Genomic DNA, 21,990 nt, shown 5'->3' with positions numbered 1-21,990 from the left:
GTGCCGTTTTCCACCACCGCCGTATCTAGATAAGGAGTGCATCATGCAATCGACTTCGTCCTGGCTGCGCCGCTTGCGCTGGGTGCTGCCCACGCTTGGCGCGGTCGTATTCAGCCACGCCGCGGCCGCGCAAACCGCGATCTGCTACAACTGCCCGCCGGAATGGGCGGACTGGGCTGCGCAGATCCGCGCGATCAAGGAAAAGACCGGCGTCACGGTGCCGCACGACAACAAGAACTCGGGTCAGTCGCTGGCCCAGATCGTCGCGGAAAAGGCCAACCCGGTGGCCGACGTGGTGTATTACGGCGTGACGTTCGGCATCCAGGCGCAGAAGGAAGGCGTGACGGCGCCCTACAAGCCGGCCAACTGGAATGACATCCCGGACGGCCTCAAGGATCCGCAAGGCCACTGGTTCGCGATCCATTCGGGCACGCTGGGCCTGATGGTCAACGTCGATGCGCTGCGCGGCAAGCCGGTGCCGCAATCCTGGGCCGACCTGCAGAAGCCCGAGTACAAGGGCATGGTGGGCTATCTAGATCCGGCCAGCGCCTTCGTCGGCTATGTGGGCGCGGTGGCGATCAACCAGGCCCTGGGCGGTTCGCTCGACAATTTCGGCCCGGCGCTGAAGTTCTTCAAGGACCTGCAGAAGAACCAGCCCATCGTGCCGAAGCAGACCGCCTATGCGCGCGTGCTGTCCGGTGAAATTCCCATCCTGCTGGACTACGACTTCAACGCCTATCGCGCCCGCTACAAGGATCGCGCCAATGTCGCCTTCGTGATTCCCAAGGAAGGCACGCTGGTGGTGCCGTACGTCATGAGCATGGTCAACAAGGCGCCGCACCCGGCCGAAGCCCGCAAGGTGCTGGACTTCGTGCTGTCCGACGCCGGCCAAGCGCTGTGGGCGAATGCCTATCTGCGGCCGGTACGGGCCAAGGCGGTGTCCAAGGAGGTCGAGGCCCGCTTCCTGCCCGCTTCGGACTACGCCCGCGCCAAGACCATCGACTACGGCAAGATGGCCGAAGTCCAGAAGGCCTTCAGCGACCAATACCTGAAGGAAGTGCGCTGACGCAGCGCCGGGGCGCACGTCGCTCCGGCCAGCCCTATTTCCGGCTCCTTTCGGTTGGAGACACCCTCACCATGCGCCGTCGCCCCTCTTCACCCAACGCCCGCACGCTGATCGTCTTTGCATTGCCGGCGCTGATCGTTTTCCTGGCGTTCTTCTGCCTGCCAATGGCCAAGCTGCTGGCGGTCAGCGTGGCGGGCGACGACGGCGCCGGCGTCTATTGGACCGTGCTGTCCAGCCCGCGCTATCTGCACAGCCTGCTGTCCACGGTGCTGCTATCGGCATCGGTGACGCTGGTCACGCTGGCGATTGCCGGCGTGGCGGGAACCTTCCTGCAGCGGCATCCGGTGCCAGGCAAGTCGGTACTGGTTGCCATGCTGACCTTTCCGCTGGCGTTTCCCGGCGTGGTGATCGGGTTCATGGTCATCATGCTGGGCGGCCGCAACGGCCTGCTCGCCTCGATCGGCGATCTGCTTGCCGGCGAGCGCTGGACGTTCGCCTATGGCATGGCGGGACTGTTCGTCGGCTACCTGTATTTCTCCATTCCACGCGTGATCCTGACCGTGATGGCGGCCGTGGAGAAGCTCGACGCCTCGCTGGAGGAAGCGGCCCGCTCGCTGGGCGCCAACCGGTGGCGCGTGGTGCGCGACGTCATGCTGCCCGCGCTGATGCCCGCCCTGATTTCCAGCGGCGCGATCTGTTTTGCCACCAGCATGGGCGCGTTCGGCACCGCGTTCACGCTGGCCACGCAGCTCGACGTGCTGCCGCTGACCATCTACAACGAGTTCACCAATTACGCCAACTTCGGCATGGCCGCCGCGCTATCGATCCTGCTCGGTGCCGTGACCTGGGCGCTGCTGGCGGTGGCTCGGCATCTGTCCGGCAACGCGGTTGCCGCCACCGCATAGGAGCGCGCCCATGAATTCCATCCGTCGTGGCTATGCCTATTGGGCGCAATTCGCACTGACGCTCGCCGTCTGCGCCTTCATGACCGTACCCGTGGCCCTCTCCGTGCTGGCGGGCCTGACCAACAATATCTTCGTCGGGCTGGAGAGCGGCCTGACCACGCGGTGGGTCCAGGAGGTATGGGGCCTGTACCGCAACACCATCTTCCTGTCGCTCGGCATTGCGCTCGCATGCCTGGCCTGCACGGTGGTACTCGGCGTTCCGGCCGCCTACTACATGGCGCTGCGCCGCAGCCGCCTGACCCGGCTGATCGAAGAGCTGCTGATGTTGCCGGTGGCGATCCCCGGCCTGGCGACCGCGCTCGGCCTGATCCTGCTGTATGGCGGCCTGCCATGGTTGCGCACCAGCTGGTTCTTTATCCTGATCGGGCATGTCCTGTTCACCCTGCCTTTCATGGTCCGGTCGGTACTGGCCATCATGTCCGCCATCGACATCCGCACGCTGGAAGACGCGGCCGCAAGCCTTGGCGCCACGCGCATGCAGCGATTCTTCACGGTGGTGCTGCCCAATTGCCGGCAAGGGATTCTCGCCGGCGCACTGATGGTCGTGACGCTGTCCGTCGGCGAATTCAACCTGACCTGGATGCTCCATACCCCCACCACGCAGACACTGCCCGTCGGACTCGCGGACAGCTATGCATCGATGCGGCTGGAAATCGGCTCCGCCTACACCATCGTGTTTTTCCTGATGATCATTCCCCTGCTGGTGGTGATGCAGATGGTGTCCGCCATGGGTGCACGCGCCCAGCGACATCCGGTACAGGACACGGCCGTGCCGTTCGCCGGCACGGTCACCACTTCACTGAACCCACCAGTCGGTCTGGACAGCGCGCCGCAGTCCCAGCCCCAGCCACAAAGGGAGGCCCCCCGCCATGCATGAGCCCACCACCATCGCCCTGCGCCACTGCGGCAAGACGTTCCCCGATGGCACGCGCGCCCTCGAACCGCTGGATCTGGACATCGGCGCCGGCGAAACCGTCGTGCTGCTCGGCCCCTCGGGCTGCGGCAAGACCACCACGCTTCGCATGATCGCGGGCCTCGAATTTCCCGATACCGGTGGCGAGGTGCTGTTCGGCGGCGCCCCGGTCACGCATCTGCCGATCGAACAGCGGGGCGTCGGCATGGTGTTCCAGAACTATGCCCTGTTCCCCAATATGACAGTGGCCGAGAACATCGGCTACGGCCTGCGCGTGCGCAAGGTCGATGTGCAGACCCGCCGGCGGCGCGTCGACGACATGCTGGCCATGATGCAGTTGAGCGCCTTCGCCAATCGGCGGGTCGACCAGCTCTCCGGAGGCCAGCGCCAGCGCGTGGCCCTGGCGCGCGCCATCGCCGTGCAGCCGCGCGTATTGCTGCTGGACGAACCGCTGACCGCGCTCGATGCCAAGCTGCGCGACGCGCTGCGCGCCGACATCAACCGCTTGCTCCGCAGCCTGCGCATCACGACTGTCTATGTCACGCACGACCAAGCGGAGGCGATGGCGCTGGGCGATCGCATCATCGTGATGGACAAGGGACGCATCGCGCAAAGCGGTACGCCGCAGGACGTGTACCGGAATCCGGCCAATGCCTTCGTCGCGGACTTCATCGGCACCATGAACCGCTTGCCGGCGGCCGCGGCTGACCACGTGTGGCGCGTGCCGGGAGGCGCGTTGCCGCGTGAGGCGCAACACATCGCGGTGGCGCAGGCCGAGCTGATGTTCCGGCCGGAGGACGTGTCGCTGACCGACGCGCCCGGCGCGCCCGATGTCCATGTGACCGGCAGCGTCGTCACCGCCCTGTTCCTCGGCCATGCGACCCGGCTACTGGTCGACGTGGGCGCCCCTGCCCCGATCGTGCTCGATACCGCGCGACGCGACCGCTGGTCGGCCGGCGACCGCGTTGGCCTGCGCATCGATACCAGCCACTTGGTGACGGTGCCCGCCGAGGCGGCACGGAGCGCGACATGATGCAGACCGCTTCCCAGACCACGCCCTACCTCGTCGCCCACATCACGGACCTGCATATCAAGGCCGGCGGCAAGCTGTCCTACCGCCGCGTCGATACCGCGGACGCGCTGCGCCAATGCATCGATACGCTGTTGGCCCTGCCCCAGCGCCCCGATATCGCCGTGGTAACCGGAGACCTGGTCGACTTCGGCAGCGAGGACGAATATCGCTTCCTGCGGGGGATTCTGGAAACCCTGCCAATCCCGGTTCGGCTGATGCCCGGTAACCACGACAGCCGGGAAGCGCTGCGTCGCGTATTCGCCGATCACGCCTATCTATTCGCTGCGGGCGATGGTGAGGCGCCCGTGCACTATCGCATCGACGCAGGGCCGTTGACCCTGATCGCGTTCGACTGCACCGTGCCGCGCCATAGTGGCGGACGCGTGGACGCGGCCGCGCTGCCATGGCTGGAAGCCGCGCTGGCTGCCGACCCGGAACGCCCCACCCTGCTGATGCTGCACCACCCGCCCTTCCACACCGGCATCGGCCATATGGACCAGCAGGGCCTGGAGAACGCCGCGCTGCTCGAAGCCGTGGTCCGGCGCCATCCGCAGATCGAGCGCGTGCTATGCGGCCATCTGCATCGGCATATCACCCGGCGCTTTGGCGGCACCATCGCCATGACCGCGCCCGGCCCGGCGCATCAGGTGGCACTGGACCTCGATCCGCAGGCGGCTTCGCGATTTCGGATGGAGCCGCCGGGGTTTTTGCTGCACTGGTGGCATCCGCTGCACGGGTTGGTTACGCATGCGGCGCCGATTGGGGATCATGGGCCGGTGTATCCGTTTTTTGATGAGGGGGGGAAGTTGATTGATTGATTCAGGGGATGGGGTGGAACGCCGTGCCGACATACAACGTCCCACCGCGCCCGCACCCTCTCCGGCAGCATCCCAACATACCGCGCCGCGGCCGTATCGCCTCCCCCACTCCCAATTGCTTGAGGCTATGTGCCAGCAACCCCATCCTGCGCGCCGTAGCCAACATCCCGACTGATTCTCGGCCAAGCCTATATCAACTACGGCAAATCAATTCGAAATGGATCCCCGTCGATATGGCCGCCCTCCCGAACCGATCGATGAAGACTTCGCCGACGGCAGCTCAAGCGGCAAGATGCGCTGGGCAATTTCGCCAATCCCGACAAGATCGCGACGCCAGACGATCTGAAGCAGAGCTGCGCACGCTGTTTATCGGCGAAGATGGCAATACGCAAGTCAATAGCGTTTGAGAGGCTGACCGCTGGATCTCAAGTGGGAGGAACTGCTTCCGACAAAATCTCGCCGTTCGTTCTCGGGGAATGGCATGGAGTGGCTCGGGCCACTCCAAATGCCTGCCCGACACCGGTTCGCTATTCGCCGCCATCACCTAGAATGATTTCAGAACGGAACAACTCGCCAATCTTCATCGTGGCTGTGATTCCATCTGACTCGATGTTGCTTCTTCCCATCAGTTGAACCCAAGGCGCGCTGTCCTTGTCTACCAAACCCTCGATTGTTGGACGTTCCTCTAGCTGCGCCAGAGCATCGCGATTCACGCCCTGCTTGATAGTAACCCGCTTCACATGGGTTTCATTTATCCAAATACCCCGAGGCAGCGCAACCACGGTTTCCCGTCCACGGAACCGTCCATCAAACAGGCTCGGATGATCTACCTCGTTTCGAAGCTCGGTTCGCGATGTCTCATCGCGCCCCTTCATTTCGGCTTGTCGTCGGCGTTCGGCTCTGGGCGACCGCGCACGCGTCGCATCGGGCCTGTGACCAAAAGGCGACGCAACTGCTTCTGCAGTAACCTCAAAACCCGCCATTCGAAGCGCCTTTGACATGACCCCACGAATGGCCGCGTCATTAGCGAAGACAAGTTGTTGGGCGCTGAGCTCGAACGGATCCTCGGGCTCAGGATCAACAATCCGCAGGACGCCGGCCCTTCCACCCTCCACATCAATGTCGAGACCGCAGACAAGTCGCTGACCAGTGTGTCTAGGAGGAAATCGGATTGACCGCTTCTGAGCAACGCCCCCTTTTAGAAAAGGCCCATTGGACCCGAGTTGCTTGGCACTGTACTTAGGACCTGACTGTGTACCCTTACATTCAATGACATGCCATTTCCCCGCTACATCGCAGGCTACGAAATCCGGAGTCTTGCTCGGTCCTCGCTTAGCGGTCCGTGGTTGGTCCGCGCCAACCGATACCGCAATTCGCTTCAGAAAATAGCTGCCGTCGACTATTGCTGTCAGCGATAGCTTGTTAATTAGCCACAGGATCGGCACTCCCATACCGAAATCGTCGCTTAAGATGGTCTTCTGATGAGCATCTAGCTCCGCGAAGCTGCGCGTTAGACTAAGGTGCGGATCGCTTGAAATCGCGGCAAGATAGCGAACCCAAGCCCAGAATTCGCTTAGCGAAACGCCGGTTGACGAGGTAGGGGTGGTCAAATATCCGATTACCATTAGCATTGCAGGGATATTTAGCTCGTATGAACTTGCCCCATTTTTGAAACTTCTCGGAAATAGCGGCGGTCTCCCCGAACCAGGCCATGTTGATCGATCGATTTGTACAGTCAGTTTCCTATCCATTCGCGGATGTCAGCAAGTTCATACGATTGAGATCCTATATGCTCTTCATACCATCCAGCTAGACCGACTCCCGGAACTTGGCGCGAATCATTTGGTGTGCATCAGGCAAATTTGAGCGCAAGAGAAACTCGTTCAACGCCAAGTGCCCATCCATCCCACATGCACCTTCGATGGCATGGACGAATTCAGGACGCGCTAGCAGCCCCGGATAGCAGCCAACCGCCAGACGCCTCCCTTCCCGTTCGACAACAAGAGGCATGTCAGGTGTACCGCCTTCTGTGCAGCAATACCCGTCAAGCTCCAAGCTCGCGCGCAGTTGAGAGAGAGTTGCGGCCTGCACTACCGGGGATCCACAGCGCGGCGCCTCGCCGCGTATTGCATAACGGAGCAGGGACGCACCGAGCTTGCGGTCAAGTCTTTCCTGAATATGCTGATTATGGAAATGATTAAGACATTCCGTACAGGAAGTGTCGCACGAACAGCCTTCTAACAGCGTCAGCGTGGCATCGAGGATTTTGGGCAAGTTCCGTGCTGCCACCTCTGCATAGCCCGCCCCACCTGACAATGTGTCATATAGGAACAAGTCCACCATGCGAGCGCCCTCCTGCAATGCCGGAACGATGCGAAATCCCGAGCCGAATTCTGCAGGATCAATGTCTAGTTGCCGGTGGCGGCTCGCCGCGAGTCGCAGTGCCTCTGCGATCGTATGAAGCGCGCCCTCCAGCATGTGCAATACCACTTTGTCAGAGGTATCCGTCACGAGAGGTGCCGCCAATCTTATCCGCACAAGCATCAGGTCAGTGCTGAAGTCGTGCCCCAAAAACACTCGCCGGAACTCTCCTTTGCACTGCTGATCCACACCCCGCGCATTCAATATTCTGTAGGGACGATCATGGGGTCCACCGGCGGGATGATAAGCGTCAAAGACCGACGCCTTGCCGCACTCAACGCAAACCGAAAACCCGCCGATCTGACCGCCCTCCTTACCCCTATTAACCACGACGAGTCTACGATCGGTTGCATGCGTATATCTAGCATTCGGTCCGCATTGTACGAAGGTAAAAGCCTCCGGATCAACGGGTTGCGGGAATTGAGCCATGGTCGCATAGGTTATCTCTTGCTCGCGATCATCGTCCGGCAACTCTCTGGCATTCTCTGGACCGAATACCTCGGGCTCGATCATGGTCTCTTCCATGAGCGTCTCGTCACACACTGGGCAAGCCTGCCCACTGGCCTGCGTTGCATGAGGGTCACGCACAAAGGAGCATGCCTTGCAATGCACGAGACGTTTTGGTTTTGCAAACAGCGGTCTGGCTCGATTCACTTCAGAAACCGGCACATCCGCAAATACCCCCGCAGACCGGTATGTCTTCTTGTCGATAACAATGAGGCGACCGGGCGCGTACTCACTGAGCGCTTGCGATATCGACTGCTGAGGACGCTGGACCGTACGGATATCGTGCATGCCTTTGCCATTCCTGCCAATTTGCTCTACCAGGAAGCTACACAGGCTGGTCGGAAACGCATAACTGGGCAGCAATCCATGGAAAAAAAGGAACTCGAGTAGCTCCTCCTGCTCCAATTGAGGATTTGCGATTGTGTCGCTCGCCTCCTCATCCATGGATTCATCACCCACCGTACTATCAAGCTGTTTTCCGGCCGTACCATGAGGCACGGCGGCTGGTCGAGGCACCTTTTTTCCAAGTTCGTGTAGTGTGGCCAGGAACGACTCCGCAGTTGTCGCGAGCCATTGCTCGATTAGTTCTCCGCCCGTGTCGAGCGCAGGCGGCAGCCACGCCGCGACGGACGCTCTCAGGTCGCCATTTGACGCGAGCACACGGCGCGACACCCACGCGTCAAACTCTTCCAATGTGAGCCTCGTATCGCGCGCGCCGTGGAAAAATATGCGCGTAGGGCCGAGCGCCTTCTCCAGACTAGAGGTTTGCGTACTGGGACCGCAGTCACCCTGTGACATACGTTCGTGGAAGAACGTCTGAATCAGGTAAGCGTGAACGTGGCGCCGTGCGATTTTGGGATTGTCGACCTTCACTTCGGGCGTACGCGGGTCACCGGCCACGATGGACGCCGGGTTCAGAAAGTAGTGGCTGTCGTGTGGCCCCGTTTGGGAATATGTGACCACGGTCGACACCGACGCGCCCCGTCGTCCCGCACGGCCGGCCCGTTGCTGGTAGTTTTCGCGCTGAGGCGGGACGTTGCGCAACGCCACGGCCACCAGCGAACCGATATCGACACCAACCTCCATCGTCGTCGTGCAACTGAGCACGTCGATCGGCCTGTCCGCTTCTTCGAGGAGAACATCCTGAAACCGCAGTTCGTAACGCTCGGTGGTCGCGTGAACGCTGCTGCGATCTCGGTTGGAAAGTTGGGCCGTGTGCTCCTCAACACTCAGGTTCAGGAGCCGGCCACCGTCTAACGTTTCACGCACAGGCTGACGCCAGAAGTTCTTACGAGCTGCAATGTAATCACTTGTCGCAGGATCGACCAGACGGACACTGTCTCCACCACAGGCAAGGCACGTCGACTGGCCAAGGCCCAGTGGAGTGAGCACAGTGCAGTCCTGGCACTGTGCCCAGACATGATCAAGGTCTATGCGAAGACGTAACGCGTTGGGGGCGAGGAACCAGGCACCATCCTTTTCGGTGGCCAATTGGTTCCGAAAGGTCGACTCCACCACCTCAACCAGTTGCCTGCTCCAATGTGCGCGGCGCGCAAGCGCCTCACGCAAGAGCCGGCGGAACTGCCCCTTGCTCCCCCAAATGGGCTTGTAGTAGCCGGCCGCCTTGCTTCGCAGCACCGGGTCCAGGGACGAATCAAAGGCGAAATCCTGAAGCAGTCCCTCGATCCACGCCACCGCCAAGGCCCGGACATCTTCGTCACTCGCGGAAAGCCCGATAACCTTGAAGCTCTCCCTGAGCTTGCCGAGCTTCACCTTTGCGGGCTCGACAAAGCCCACTGTAGTGCCCGATAACGAATAGTAGGTGCTCCCCAGCAGCTTGAGCAGTGCGATGCGATAGCGCGAGGGGGCCGGCTCTGTCGGCGAGAATCCGTCGAACGCTTCCGCCAGGTCGCCCTCACAATCGCGGATGAATTCTGCTCGGGCGGCCGCGACTTTCCTCGCGTCCTCTCCATCGAACATCGACAGATCGTCCTCGCAAAGGACAGATAGAAAAGCTATATACAGATTCTGGTTTGGCCTGGGTTCCTGGAATTTCTCGAGCCGACGGCAAGCACGTGCAATCGCCCGCCGGAACACGTCGAGCTCAATGTCACGTGGAATATCACGGGCAAGCCGGGCGGCCTTCTGGCGGCCATCGGAGAATATGAGGACCTTACGCCCACCATTGGGACGAGCAGTCTCGATAGGACGGCTCGCCGGTTGGCGATCCATCTGTGTGCGCACCAACGTTGTGAATGGCGCCTCGCCCTTTGTCACATGGTCCATTATCTTGGAAGGCTCGTCTCTTCCCCCACGCGTGCTACGCATGCACACCGGACATTCATCGAACCGCATGTCGGCGCCTGATGCGGCCGGCATATCTGGTACGCGCACGCGCCGGTATCCTATTGCATTCGGCGGGCACAGAACCGAAAGGCGGCCAGTCGGAATGTGGAGCCACATATCCTTGTAGCTACTGCGAGGGTGAACGCGCTCCTCGACCAGCATTTCGACCGGAATTAGATCGACGGTTTGCCCTGCCGACAACGGTCCGCTCGGCTGATGCCAGACAAAATCCATCTCCGCTGTGACATAGCCCCTCAAGAACGCAGCGCCGCAATCGCGATGCGTATAAAGTTCGTAGACCCGTGCCCGCGAGGTGCACGAACATCGGTCAAGCGGCTTTGTATGCAGGCGACCCAAGATAGTAGGGCTGTCGTACCCGACAAGCCTGGCTGAGCACTGTGGGTTCACACAAGCGTATAGCCCTGGAAGTCCCCGGTGGAAAAGGTGCAGGCGGGTTGGAATTAGCACCCGGCCGTCGGATTGGCGCCGCGCATGGCTGCCTAGGGCCAATAGGGCATCGACCGCTTGCTCCGCGGTTGCGCTGGGGCTTCCGGGGAAAAGCATTTGGCTCAGCGCGTCAAGCCGGACTGCCTTGCCTGAGACCGCAGCGATGAGTTTCTCGAGCGGCCCGAAACCCGTCATAGTGCTGAATAGCCAATCCCTGAACGACTCGTGCCCCCCTTCACCAGGCACCTTCCAGCCAAGGCGCGCCGCAAGACGAGTCGCCGCTTGCCTTGCGGCGCCAAGGTCGGCAGCAGCATTTTCGAAGGCTTGGAGATCAAAATCGGCCAGCGCCTGAGCCTCTTCATCAGTTGCCCCGCGTGCCGCAGAGCGCGGCTCTGGCGTGCCCTGGATGACCCTGACACGACGAGCAGAAGTGGGAGCCAGTCCGGTGAGATCCCGTGCAAACCGTTCACCGTCCGCCAGCGCCGTGGGACCGTTACCTAGACTCGCACTGGTAAGAATGCAGCGCATGCGTTCGCGCGGTATTTCGAGTCGCGCGCATAGGCGGCGGATGAGAAGTGCCACCTCAGCGCCTCCCGCACCTCGATACATGTGCGCCTCGTCAAGGACTAGTGTGAAGGCATTGCGCGGATCCGCGCGCAACCAATCCCGTGTCTGCGCGAAAATGCGGCGCTCGATTGGGCGCATGAGCATGTATTCGAGCATCGAGTAATTGGTGATGAGCAATTCGGGGCAGCGCTCCTGCATCTCATGGCGCGTCATGAGCTCTCGGTCGCCATGTTGCGTGACAAGCCGACTGTCCCAGTTGTTGGAGGCCCGCGCCTGGCCAGCCCTAGGGCCTGAAGCGATAATTCGACTCTCGACGAGCTCCTGTCCATAGAACGCTTCGAGGTCCTTACTCGGCCACCGGCCGATGCGCTCCAATTCCTCCCGGATAGTGGGCTGTTCCGCTACCTTGTGATAGAACTCTTCGAACAGCGGTTTAATGAAGCGTTCGTCGCGCGTTGCCGAACGCCGCCCCGGATAGGGTGTGCGTCCCGTATAGCTGCCAAACCGGATCGGGCGGGTCCGTCCGCGACTGAGCACCTCTGCTGCCTGAGCATTTCCAAACAGGCGGCGGATACGCGCAAGCTGATCGTTCACAAGGGCATTCATCGGATACAGCAGCATGGCACGACACCCATGAAGTGCGGCAGACTCAGGCCTCTGCGCGCCTTCGATGGCGAGTTGGCCGATGATCGGCATCAGAAAGCTCTCCGTCTTGCCTGACCCTGTGCCGGTGGCTACAACGAGATCGGCTGCCTCTTCACCAAGGAAGGACGCCAGAGCTTGCGATTGGTGTTCGTAAGGACGGGGATAGAGACCTACGTCCATGCGTGACAATTCGGTCAGCACATCGATCGCGGCACTAGGTATCGGCAAGCTCTCGTAGGGATCACCGACCTTGTATACGGCCGTAGCCTCCACGTAGGGAATTTGCGCCACCGTCGCAGCTTGTACGAGCAGTGCGCGGCGTTCCCGAATAAGTCCCTCATCGCGGATGTGATATTGCGCCTCGATGTACTGGCGCAGATTTTCCGCCAGGCTTCTGGCAGTCTCGTGTACGCCAGCCGCTTCGACAGGCTTTATCGTCGTGCTCATCGTTGTCCCTTCCATTCATCCACGCGTTCTTCCACCACGATGTAGAGTCCTTCCAATGCGTTCCGCACGATCGGGAATACCGGCGCGGGGAACACGTGATGTTCAATACCGGCCGCCTCCCTCGCTTCGGCCTGAATCCAACCCAGTAGCAACGCCTTCGCTTCTCGCTCAGGCAACCTCCGTGGCAGCCGTAATCGCACCAATCCCTGCCTCGCCACGGCCTCGACGCGCAAGGGCAACGAATCGGTGGCATCCAGACCAAAGCGCAGCCGCCTTGCGTCCGACGCGGCGATGGCGACAAGCCGTCCAATACGTCCTCTTGCAAACCGGCCGAGGAAGTAAGATGCGGACTGTCCGATCGGAGTCCGGCATAGCACTAGCCCACGCCGTTCTAGTTTGGATGCGGTATCCGGAGACAGCTTCGACGATTCGCAGAAAGGCAAGTTCGCGATCGAGACCCATTCTCTTCGCCGGTAGATGTACACCTCGCCCATGTCGCCTGGTGCGTCGGTCAGGCGACGGGCAGACTCGGCAATGAACCGGTCGCACCAGGTCTGCAGCCCTTCGGCCGGAGCGCCGATCCATTCCTTTGCGTCCAACAACGGAACCGTACCGCCATTGGCTTCGCACTCGGACAGCTTCGTGAGCCGGATTCGACCGGCGACGATCGCATGCCCGCTTAAGATCCCGGGCAGAGCTTCCAAGGGGCCGCCGCCTAGTAACACCGCCAGACCATGATTTGCGCGGACCGCGTATGGGGGCGAGACAAGCCAGCGACCGCCGTCGAGTCGGACCATATCGCCCAGTGCCGCAAGGCTGTTCAGAACCGCCATCACGGACAATGGCGCTCCCTCTCCCTCCCCAGCGAGCTCGGGCCAAAGCGGCACCAGCCTCCGGCGGACCATGCCGGTCAGGCGCACCGAAGCGGCCGGCTGCCAGAGCCCATCTGAGCTCATCGGTGCGTTACACAAATACGACATTGCCCGTAGACACTCAGAGACGGCGGACAATCGCAGCCCCTCTCCCGTCAACGCACAACGCATCCCCGCCGCGACAATCTGGCGTGCCTGCTCACGCGTAGTGGCTTGCCATTGCATCACGCGTCCTTTCAAGCCCCTTCGTCTTCGGTGCGCCCCTGGGCGAGCTGTCGCTCGGCGAGTTGGCGGAGGTCTTCAGCCGGCCCTCCAGTCGCCGCAGCCCAAGGTACCGCCCAAGCCATCAATAGCGCATGCAAATCAACGGCAAGGTTGCTTTGCGGCATGCGCCTGAGCATCACGTAGCCGCGGTACATCACACGCTTATGCAGCGCACCGCCCTTAAGACCCGACTCTTCCAAAAGCTCCACCAATTCCCCTTGTGCTGGTAACTCGGAATCGAGGCCCTCAAGCTTCGCCCAGTCATCCGCCACAAGACGGCCGTATCGCTTCTCCGGCAATCTCGCAAAGGCGCTGCGCATAGCGAAGGTGTCTGTGTCGAATACCGGGCCCAGTTCGGCCAACGTGCCGTCGTCTGGAAAAGTCGCGGGGCCCTGGGCATGGGTCGCAATCAGCGCAAGGTTGCCATGGTCGGATGCGCCGAACTGTCGGCGTACGACGATATCGCGGATCGCACTACCGTAGACTTCAAACGCCGACCGATTTGCGCCCTTCATCAGCAGACATCCGGAGTGGCCAGTGAGCCTGCGAACACAATCGGCAGCAGGACCGTCGCTAACCAGTCCGACTGGCACGCACCATTCGTGGTGAACCGGCCCGCCAATCGCTGCCGCTACACCTTCGGCCATTAAGTCTGCAAGCGACCCGGTAATCTGTATGAGTTGGCCTGCAGCGAGTGCAGCGACCATTTGGCGGGCCACTTCCATAGCGGCGCCTCGTGTCACACCGGTGGCGTGCAGGTTCGACGCGATAAGGCCACAGGCATCGTCGACACGACGAACGTCAGTAAATACCTGGGCCGACCGATGTTCGACGAGCCTGCCGCGAAGCACGCCACCCGAAGCCGACTCCTGGACGGTGGGCGACGCTTGCTGCGCCTCGATGCGACGCATCAGATCTGCCATGGAGTCGGCCCACCCAGCCCAGCTGTGGGTCTGCTCCACAAGGCCGTCGACAATCTCTCGGAGTTCAGCGACTTTGAGAATGACGTCCGCAATTTCATCATGCCGCGCCTCGGCCGCGCACAAGCGCTCCTCGAGCGTGGCTAGCCTGTCGCTCGTGTCCTGGACGGCTGCGGTCAACTGGCCTCGTGCTTGGCCGAGCGCCTCGATGGTCTTGTCATGCTTATCACCGCGCAAGGACTCGCTTCGCAATCCCTCGCGCAGTTTGGAAAGTTCGGCGGCATTCTGTTCGACCCCCCTATCAATCCCCTGCGCAAGTCTGCTGAACTCTACACACTTTGCCTCCAATTGGTCGGCACGACCTGCGGTGGTTTTCGTCTCGCTGTCGATACTCTCGAGGCGAGCCTCCATATTGGAGAGGCGCGCAGGCATCCCATCGATCATCCGTTCACGTGCCAGCACCGAGGCTGGCCGAAAGCGCGCGAGCATGGGCACCACGTCAGGGTGGTCAGGAAAGCCGCTGAATAAGAACAGGCGCGCCACGTCTTCACGAGGGACGTCAGGCAACCGTTCGGACAACGCCTTCAGAAACCCCACCCCAGCGTCGACCCCGGGCGGGGTGTCGTCTCCAAGCGGCAACGTCTGTCCCAGTCGATGACCCGCCCATGCCTCCCAAAGATAAGCAAAGTGCCGCCATTCAGGCGCACCCTTTGGGCTTGCCTGCGGATGAGTGAGCAGAGCAATCAGACGCTTTTGCCGTTCCTTGAACTCGGCGCGACCTGGTCGAAATCCCTGCACGCGCGGGTACCGGTCATACAACGGCTTCCGAACTGCTTGCGGGATCTCGTCGATAAACTCTGCAATCTCCGCCGGACCCAATGCACAGATTCGCTGTCTGGCCTCCTCGCTGTACTGGAAACTCATACCTCCACACCTTCTTCCAAGCGCTCAAGTTCAACGCCGCTGGCGCGTAGCGCCTTCACTAGCGATCGATAATGGGGGATCAGGGATGGCGGGAGCGCCTGACGCCGTCGGGCTGTAGTCATAGCCCGGATCAGCGGCACATCGCCGTCCGCAAGCGACGTGGGCGATTGCAATTGCGTGAGAAAGGCACCGATTCTGGCGCGCAGCAGTGGCGGCAAATAGCGCGGCGCACCCCGTGTAGCTGCGACCTCCGCGATGCGTGCGAGACGCATGCGGCCGAATCCTCCAAAGTCCAGTTCCACCTGGCATGCGAAATCGACCAATGCAGCCCTTAGTGCCGCTAGTGCATCAGGCTGCGCCAAGCAAACACGATGGTCATGCGGAGCCGCATCGCTGCCACTACGTAGTGCGACCGTACTCGAACCATCTCTCCCCTCTATTCGCAAGGTCCCTTTAGCACCGGCCGGCATTGAAAGATATTCGGGAGATATGCCCATACGCCTGAATTCTTCTGTGACGCCCGCAGATCTGGCCCCATGCAGCGCGACCACCTGCCGATCGCCCTGCACGGCCCTGAAGGCAAGCTCGACTGTGAGGGGCGGTGCAGTATGGTCCACGCCCAAAGAAAAGGAGAAAAATGCCTCACTGTCCGGCGCGGTTGCCTCTGTCACCCTAACGAAGTCGGCGCCTTCGGGCCGTAACGTGAAAAGCGCCGGAGATCTCTCCACTCCCACAGCGCCCAGCTTCATTGCTCCGCTCTGCGCCTGCATGGCCGGCCCACGGCCGCCACGCCCGACGGGCATCCTTGCCACTGACAGCAGAATTCGCTCCGAGCGGACGCAATCAATGCAATTGACGCTGGCGTGCCGTGTGAGGAATGGCCAGACAGGAAGAATGGAAGGAACGGGCGGGGCCATCCGTAACCCGGTAAAGCTCTCCAGCCAGGCGATACACGACTCGGTCGGCTCTTCAGGTATGCCAACTAGTGCCAGGTTCCATTCCTGCCTGCCGCGTAGCTTCTCAATTTCGAGTTCATCAGGAAAGTCGGGAGTCTCGGGCACGCGCCACAGTAAGGCGAAGGTCTCGCCGCCCCGCAGGACGTTGGAGCGCGGAAATCCCTTGAGCTCCCCGGCACCCGAAGCGCTGAAGGCAGCGGCACCTATTGCAGGCAGGCCTGAGCACTCTCTTTCCACGCCGTTGAGAAAGGCGGGATCCGGCTTGCCCTCAAAGTCGACGATGCGGTAGGCCTTCACTGAAGGTTCAGCCCCGATTCGACGCCGTTGCGCCATGCCACGCATGCTGAGCGTCTGAAAACGGCCACCGACATCCACGGTAACCGTAGCTTGACACTCGCGGGCGGTAGGAAGAATCAGCTCAAGTTGCCACGCGGCACGATCAGGGCCTCTGGGGATCCACAGGCGAAGCTCCATCTTGCGCCGATCTGCCACAGCGACAGCTTTGCCTTGCGGCTGGACGCCGTACTGGCCAAGTACGAAGTTTTCGCACTCAGGTGATCCCCAGCCCGGCCAATGCGCGAAATGCGCTCGCCTGAAAGCGCCCGCGCGGAAGTTGACAACTGCTGTGCAGACCGGACAGATGTAGCGCCCCAATCCTCGCGTCTGGTCCGCGGATTCCAGTTTGCCGGTCACCTCGTTGATGGCGTACTTCAACCGCTTCTCCCCAGCGCCCCTCGCGCGCCCTTAGAACCCGACCGCTTTCCCGAGCGACCTTGATGCAAGATGCGATGCATCGACCTGCGTACGTAGCATGCACGCTTGGCTACCAAACAGGTCGATCAGATGCTCGGCAGTCCAGTCTCGGTATGCCGGCATGCGTATGGCCCGAGGCATCATCCAGCGGTCGACGGCCAGCCTTGCAACCTCCTTGGCAGAGAGTAAATCCGTAACATCGGGGCGACCTTTCCCTGTCTGGAGGATTCCCGTGGCATTGCGGGCAAGCCGGCTGATAAAAACCTCCCGCTGAATCCCGTGCTTGAGAAGGTCGTCCTTAAATCCAAGCGCTGTCAGCGCGGCACGTGTTGTGCGCAATCGCCAGTTAGGGCCCTGCCCAAAGGCATGCTGGTCCGCATAGGTGTGGTCGATATCGCGAAGGTAATCCCGTAACTCCCCAAACAACCGATCTGGGATGTGGAAATGCCCCCAACCGCCGGTGTAGCCAATGGGTTCAAGATATGCAGTTCCACCGAGCTTCAGACGGTTGTAGACCGAGGACCTTCCCATAGACGACGTGGTCGTAATGGCAAGAAGCCGCGCCTTCTTTTTCTCTTTGGAGATGACGCCTGTCGTCGATCCATAGGCGCGAGTAAAGTCATCGTAGAGGTCGCGGCTACGCAGCAGGCAAGCCACAAGCTTTCCACCAAGCAGCGCGTTATAGGGTGGCAACGCGCCGAGAACGTAAGCGTCCATGATGTTCACAAGCCGCGCACCGCGGTCATGCGCATCCCAACCGATAAACTTATCTCGTACAGCAAGGTTAAAGACTGGATCGCCAATCGCTATCAGTCCGATCAACTTTCCGTTGTGTTCATCCCAGACCAAGTAGCGGAGGCGTCTACCGAACCCGTTTGACACGGGCACCGTCCAAGACAACGCTGCAAGCCGGAAAAGGTCGCCATGTTGAGAGGCTGACGATACGCGCTCAAGCACCGGAGAAATTTTTTCGGGGTCGACCTCGGAACCCGAGGCAAAGTAACGCATCAACGATGCGCCACGTCGGGCAACAAATGCCTGATTGGCCGATAGTCGTTCCTCCCGCTGGGCGCGATGCAGGCATCGAATCGCCTCCTTGCCAGTGTCCGGCGCCTGAAGAACTCCCGCCTCGGAACGCGTGAAACCGAGGGAGCGCAGGTGCGCCCGCAGTTTTCGCTTCAAATTGGCCTCTCGCGGGTTAACCCCTACGACTGTGGCGGCGCGCCCAGGCATTTTATTATCTCGCGTCCCATTTACTATTATTTCGACCGCATTCTACCCGCCAATACCCGTCCAGGCCCACCCACGTCACCAAACTACGACGTGCGTGCATATCCGACTAGTCTGCAGTTTTTCAATAGGCTGATCCAACAGTGCGGATACTGCCATCGAACTCAGCCTTTCGACAGCCACCATTGGTGGGGTAATACAACTCTCTTCGCTGAGGGGTACCGTTGCTTTGCCACGAAGAGCCCCGCAAGCGCCCGCTGCACCTCGCTATACCCGCATTTTCGCCGTAGAAAGGAAGCCGTCTCCAAGAAATTCCGTAGCTCTCCTGATGATTCCGCTCGCGACTTGCGCCTCATGAAGACTTGGGCACCAGCGATGCTGCGGTCGACGACAAGGGACTCTGGTTGCACAAGCCTTCGTACGCCCGACTGCTCATCGCGCAGGGAACGGAAATCGCAGCGCCTGGCGCCGTAATCGGGTCGACTTACCCTGGTAACACGTTTCAGCTATACCGGAGCATCAGCATGGCTCCCTACACGTTGCGATACGACGCAGGGCAGCAGCACAACCTGCAAGACCTCACCGCCCCCCCACCCTCCCCGGCACCATCCCCACATACCGCCCCCGAGGCCGTATCACCTGCCCCACCCCCAATTGCTCCAGGCTATGCGCGAGCAATCCAATACTTCGAGCCGTAGCAAACATCGCGAAAGCAGCATCGTCCGGCAACCCGTAATGAATAACCATCGCCGCCAACGCGACGTCGATATTGGGCTGCAGCCCCGTCAGCCTTGTCGCCTTCTCGATAAAGCGCGCTATCGCTCCCGGCGGCTCGAACATTGCCAACAACGCTGCGGCCCGCGGATCGCCGTCGGGATACAGGTGATGCCCGAAACCGGGCAAAGGCAATCCCGTAGACAGATGATGTGCAATCACCTGTTCCTCTCCCTGCCGCTCCACTTCATCGAATAGCGCCTTGACGCGACCCGAGGCATCGCCATGTAACGGGCCGGAGAGCGTCGCCAGCCCTCCGAGCAAGCAGGCCGGCAGCGATGCGCCGGTGGATGCCGTGATACGGGCGGCAAAGGCGGAGCTCGTCAACTCGTGGTCGATCAGAAGGACCATGGCCGTCCGCAGAAGCTCGGCCACGTGCGCCGGCTGTTTCCATCCTTGCGCAAAGCGAAGGTGCAGCGGCTGTTGGCCCGGTTGCGCGCCGAATGCGTTGGCGAGTTGGCCAACAAGGCTTTGGCATTCGACATGCAGGACCCTCGTCATGCGCCCATGCGTGGAGTGGCCGGTGGCGGCCAGCGTGGCGAGGGTCTTGAATGCCGCGACACGGCCGGGCTTGGCGACGCGGGCCGAGCATGAGAAGTCCACCGGCTGCTGCGCGTCCCACAGCAATTGCGCCACATCTTCGAGGGTGGCCGAGCCAGCCAGGGACACCGCGTCCTGTCCTCGGTAGTACAGCCGCTCGCGCACGAAGGTGGAAAGCGCGGTCGGGATGCTGGGTTCCGCGCCGAACAGCGTATTGGTTGCGAGGGTCTCGTGCTTGCGGCCGGCCTGTTTGCGTTTGGCGAGGCCGGCTACGTCCTCCGCGCGGTACAGGCTGCGGCGCGTGTCGGCCGGGTCGGTCATGACTTCGAGCTTGCCGCGGCTGACGTAGGCGTAGATCGTCTGCGGTCGCACGCCGAGCTGTCGGCACGCCTCGTCCATCGAAATCCAGGAGCTCATGGTCGTGGTGGAAACCTTATATGTTGATTTTATAGATCAATATTGCCATCACGATCAAGTATTACCTACTATGCCGTCAACGTTCAACGCCTCGCTCAAACACCAACACGCTGACGCACATGAAGCCGCAAATCCTGCAACTCAATCCCATCCTGATTCCCGCGATCAATGACGAGCTCGCCTCGCTCTATGACGTCCACAAGTACTTCGAGATCGCCGATCAGGCGGCGTGGTTGCGGGAGTACGGGCCTTCCATTCAGGCCGTCATTACCGGCGGACACACGGGGATTTCGCGGGCGATGTTGGAGCAGTTGCCGGCGCTGAAGGTCGTGGCCATCAATGGCGTGGGCACCGATGCGGTGGACCTCGAATATTGTCGTGGCCGCAATCTGCCCGTTACCGCGACCCTCGGTGCGCTGACCGAGGATGTCGCCGATCTCGCGATCGGTTTGCTGATCGCGGCCTGTCGCAATATCTGCGCGGGGGACCGTTTCGTGCGCGATGGTCAGTGGGAGCTGTACCCGCAGCCGAGCGCGATTCCCCTAGCCCGCCGCTTCAGCGGCATGAATGTTGGCATCGTCGGCATGGGGCGTGTCGGCCGGGCGGTGGCGACGCGGGCGGCGGCCTTTGGCTGCCCGATCCGCTACACCGACCTGCGCCGCATGGAGGACGTGGCCCACGAGTTCGTGGCGGATCTTCGCGAGCTTGCCCGTCGCAGCGACGCGCTGGTGCTTTGCGCAGCGGCCGACAAGGCGGAGGGCATCGTCGATGCCGCGGTGCTCGACGCGCTGGGGTCGCGCGGCTATCTCGTCAACGTGGCGCGTGGCAGGCTGGTCAATGAGGCCGATCTTGCGGCAGCCGTGGCGGCCGGCCGCATCGCGGGCGCGGGTCTGGACGTGTTCGTCGACGAGCCGCGCGTACCGCTGGCCTTGCGCAAATCCGATCGCACGACGCTGCAGGCCCATCGTGCCAGCGCCACCTGGGAGACCCGGACCGCGATGGCGCAGATGGTGTTGGAAAGCGTGGCGCAAGCGCTGGCCGGCGGCCGGCCGACGATGAGCCTGACCACCTGAGCGCGAGGCAATCGGTCCCACGCCCCACCGCACGGTCGCACGGTCGCACGGTCGCACGGTCGCACGAGCACACGAGCACACGAGCACACGAGCACACGAGCACACGAGCACACGAGCACACGAGCGCACGAGCACGCGAACGCCCGGGCGCCTGTGCGCGCAGAAGCCTTCCAGCCTCACACCCCATTAAGGAGACCCGCCCTTGAACGCCTCAAGAAAAATCGCCCTCGTCACCGGCGCCGGCAGCGGCGTTGGCCGCCTCAGCGCGATGGCGTTGCTGGAGGACGGCTGGACGGTGGTGCTGGCCGGCCGCCGCGCCGAACCGCTGCAAGCGCTGGCCGCCGAGGCTTCCGCGCGCGGACAGCATGCGATGCCCGTCCCTGCCGATGTCACCGACCCCGCCAGCGTGCAGGCGCTGTTCGATACCATCGAACAGGAATTCGGGCGGCTGGACCTGCTGTTCAACAACGCCGGCGTCAATGCCCCGGCCGTGCCGATGGACGAGCTGCCGGTGGACGCATGGTTCAACGTGATCAACACCAATGTCACCGGCGTCTATCTCTGCGCGCGAGCCGCCTTCGGCTTGATGCGCCGGCAGTCGCCGCAGGGCGGACGCATCATCAACAACGGCTCCATCTCGGCGCACACACCGCGCCCCTACACGGCCCCCTACACCGCCAGCAAGCATGCCGTCACCGGCCTGACCAAGGCACTGGCGCTGGACGGCCGCCCGTTCAACATCGTGGCCGGCCAGATCGACATCGGCAACGCGCTAACGGAACTGTCGGAGCGGATGACGCGCGGCGTGCTGCAGGCCAATGGCACGACAGCGCCGGAGCCGATGATGGACGCCACGCACGTCGCCAATGCCGTGCGTCATATGGCATCGCTGCCGCTGGAGGCGAACGTGCTGACCATGACCGTCATGGCCAGTGCCATGCCTTTCGTCGGGCGCGGCTGATATCGATCAATCCGTCCCGGCTTCCCGGCTTCCCGGCTTCCCCGCGCCCCGGCGTAACGGCGCCCCGGCGTAACAGCGCCCCCGGCGTACCG

Annotated in this window: 14 protein-coding genes and 1 pseudogene; 7 read left to right on the top strand and 8 right to left on the bottom strand. The window is 61.9% G+C overall.

Annotation, left to right across the window (positions count from 1 at the left end; genetic code table 11):
- The first annotated feature begins 43 nt into the window (after positions 1-43).
- The 5 genes from K7G19_RS02075 to K7G19_RS02055 all read left to right on the top strand — a co-directional run bounded on the left by K7G19_RS02075 (position 44) and on the right by K7G19_RS02055 (position 4,834).
- Complete coding sequence (locus K7G19_RS02075) at positions 44-1,066, top strand: ABC transporter substrate-binding protein (protein ID WP_150083542.1); 1,023 nt, start codon at positions 44-46, stop codon at positions 1,064-1,066.
- A 71-nt stretch (positions 1,067-1,137) separates the two neighbouring features.
- The gene (locus K7G19_RS02070; protein WP_150083541.1) at positions 1,138-1,971 is read left to right on the top strand and encodes an ABC transporter permease; all 834 of its coding nucleotides are present in this window, start codon (positions 1,138-1,140) and stop codon (positions 1,969-1,971) included.
- A gap of 10 nt (positions 1,972-1,981) precedes the next feature.
- Positions 1,982-2,908: an ABC transporter permease gene (locus K7G19_RS02065; protein WP_226105512.1), complete on the top strand. Its 927-nt coding sequence runs from the start codon at positions 1,982-1,984 to the stop codon at positions 2,906-2,908.
- Entirely contained in the window at positions 2,901-3,977 is a 1,077-nt protein-coding gene (locus K7G19_RS02060) for an ABC transporter ATP-binding protein (RefSeq protein WP_226105510.1), read from the top strand. Before K7G19_RS02065 ends, K7G19_RS02060 begins: the two co-directional genes overlap by 8 nt.
- Positions 3,974-4,834: a phosphodiesterase gene (locus K7G19_RS02055; RefSeq protein WP_226105507.1), complete on the top strand. Its 861-nt coding sequence runs from the start codon at positions 3,974-3,976 to the stop codon at positions 4,832-4,834. The genes K7G19_RS02060 and K7G19_RS02055 overlap by 4 nt, the downstream gene beginning before the upstream one ends.
- On the opposite strand, the pseudogene K7G19_RS25035 reads toward K7G19_RS02055, so the two are convergent.
- From K7G19_RS25035 to K7G19_RS02020, 8 genes and pseudogenes are all read right to left on the bottom strand, one after another.
- Positions 4,783-5,003 (bottom strand): annotated as a pseudogene (locus K7G19_RS25035) (hypothetical protein); the annotation flags it as partial. The gene K7G19_RS02055 and the pseudogene K7G19_RS25035 sit on opposite strands and share 52 nt — an antisense overlap.
- Positions 5,004-5,361: 358 nt before the next feature.
- On the bottom strand, positions 5,362-6,444 hold the full coding sequence (locus tag K7G19_RS02050; protein ID WP_226105505.1) for a hypothetical protein: 1,083 nt from the start codon (positions 6,442-6,444) through the stop codon (positions 5,362-5,364).
- 199 nt (positions 6,445-6,643) lie between these two features.
- Entirely contained in the window at positions 6,644-12,214 is a 5,571-nt protein-coding gene (locus tag K7G19_RS02045) for a DEAD/DEAH box helicase (protein WP_226105503.1), read from the bottom strand.
- Positions 12,211-13,311, bottom strand: coding sequence for a hypothetical protein (locus tag K7G19_RS02040; RefSeq protein ID WP_226105501.1), 1,101 nt, complete (start codon positions 13,309-13,311; stop codon positions 12,211-12,213). The genes K7G19_RS02045 and K7G19_RS02040 overlap by 4 nt, the downstream gene beginning before the upstream one ends.
- An 11-nt stretch (positions 13,312-13,322) precedes the next feature.
- Positions 13,323-15,194: a hypothetical protein gene (locus tag K7G19_RS02035; RefSeq protein WP_226105499.1), complete on the bottom strand. Its 1,872-nt coding sequence runs from the start codon at positions 15,192-15,194 to the stop codon at positions 13,323-13,325.
- The gene (locus K7G19_RS02030) at positions 15,191-16,864 is read right to left on the bottom strand and encodes a hypothetical protein (protein ID WP_226105497.1); all 1,674 of its coding nucleotides are present in this window, start codon (positions 16,862-16,864) and stop codon (positions 15,191-15,193) included. The genes K7G19_RS02035 and K7G19_RS02030 overlap by 4 nt, the downstream gene beginning before the upstream one ends.
- A gap of 30 nt (positions 16,865-16,894) precedes the next feature.
- Positions 16,895-18,085: a Druantia anti-phage system protein DruA gene (locus K7G19_RS02025; RefSeq protein WP_226105496.1), complete on the bottom strand. Its 1,191-nt coding sequence runs from the start codon at positions 18,083-18,085 to the stop codon at positions 16,895-16,897.
- A gap of 627 nt (positions 18,086-18,712) precedes the next feature.
- A complete protein-coding gene (locus K7G19_RS02020; RefSeq protein WP_226105494.1) occupies positions 18,713-19,864 on the bottom strand; it encodes a citrate synthase family protein in 1,152 nt (383 codons plus the stop codon).
- A gap of 119 nt (positions 19,865-19,983) precedes the next feature.
- On the opposite strand from K7G19_RS02020, the gene K7G19_RS02015 reads away from it, so the two are divergent.
- Entirely contained in the window at positions 19,984-20,937 is a 954-nt protein-coding gene (locus K7G19_RS02015) for a 2-hydroxyacid dehydrogenase (RefSeq protein WP_226105492.1), read from the top strand.
- 202 nt (positions 20,938-21,139) lie between these two features.
- Positions 21,140-21,898, top strand: a complete 759-nt coding sequence (locus K7G19_RS02010; RefSeq protein ID WP_226105490.1) for an SDR family oxidoreductase — start codon at positions 21,140-21,142, stop codon at positions 21,896-21,898.
- Positions 21,899-21,990 lie beyond the last annotated feature (92 nt).

The sequence above is a fragment of the Cupriavidus sp. DB3 genome (assembly GCF_020418465.1).
In the GTDB taxonomy this organism is placed as follows: Bacteria; Pseudomonadota; Gammaproteobacteria; order Burkholderiales; family Burkholderiaceae; genus Cupriavidus; species Cupriavidus cauae.
Note: the sequence above shows the minus strand (reverse complement) of the source record. Positions and strands in the feature narration are given on the sequence as shown.

Excerpts from the sequence above, each read along its gene's own strand:
- K7G19_RS02075 (WP_150083542.1), top strand. The coding sequence starts at position 44 with ATGCAATCGACTTCGTCCTGGCTGCGCCGCTTGCGCTGGGTGCTGCCC.
- K7G19_RS02070 (WP_150083541.1), top strand. The coding sequence starts at position 1,138 with ATGCGCCGTCGCCCCTCTTCACCCAACGCCCGCACGCTGATCGTCTTT.
- K7G19_RS02065 (WP_226105512.1), top strand. The coding sequence starts at position 1,982 with ATGAATTCCATCCGTCGTGGCTATGCCTATTGGGCGCAATTCGCACTG.
- K7G19_RS02060 (WP_226105510.1), top strand. The coding sequence starts at position 2,901 with ATGCATGAGCCCACCACCATCGCCCTGCGCCACTGCGGCAAGACGTTC.
- K7G19_RS02055 (WP_226105507.1), top strand. The coding sequence starts at position 3,974 with ATGATGCAGACCGCTTCCCAGACCACGCCCTACCTCGTCGCCCACATC.
- K7G19_RS02045 (WP_226105503.1), bottom strand. The coding sequence starts at position 12,214 with ATGAGCACGACGATAAAGCCTGTCGAAGCGGCTGGCGTACACGAGACT.
- K7G19_RS02040 (WP_226105501.1), bottom strand. The coding sequence starts at position 13,311 with ATGCAATGGCAAGCCACTACGCGTGAGCAGGCACGCCAGATTGTCGCG.
- K7G19_RS02035 (WP_226105499.1), bottom strand. The coding sequence starts at position 15,194 with ATGAGTTTCCAGTACAGCGAGGAGGCCAGACAGCGAATCTGTGCATTG.
- K7G19_RS02020 (WP_226105494.1), bottom strand. The coding sequence starts at position 19,864 with ATGAGCTCCTGGATTTCGATGGACGAGGCGTGCCGACAGCTCGGCGTG.
- K7G19_RS02015 (WP_226105492.1), top strand. The coding sequence starts at position 19,984 with ATGAAGCCGCAAATCCTGCAACTCAATCCCATCCTGATTCCCGCGATC.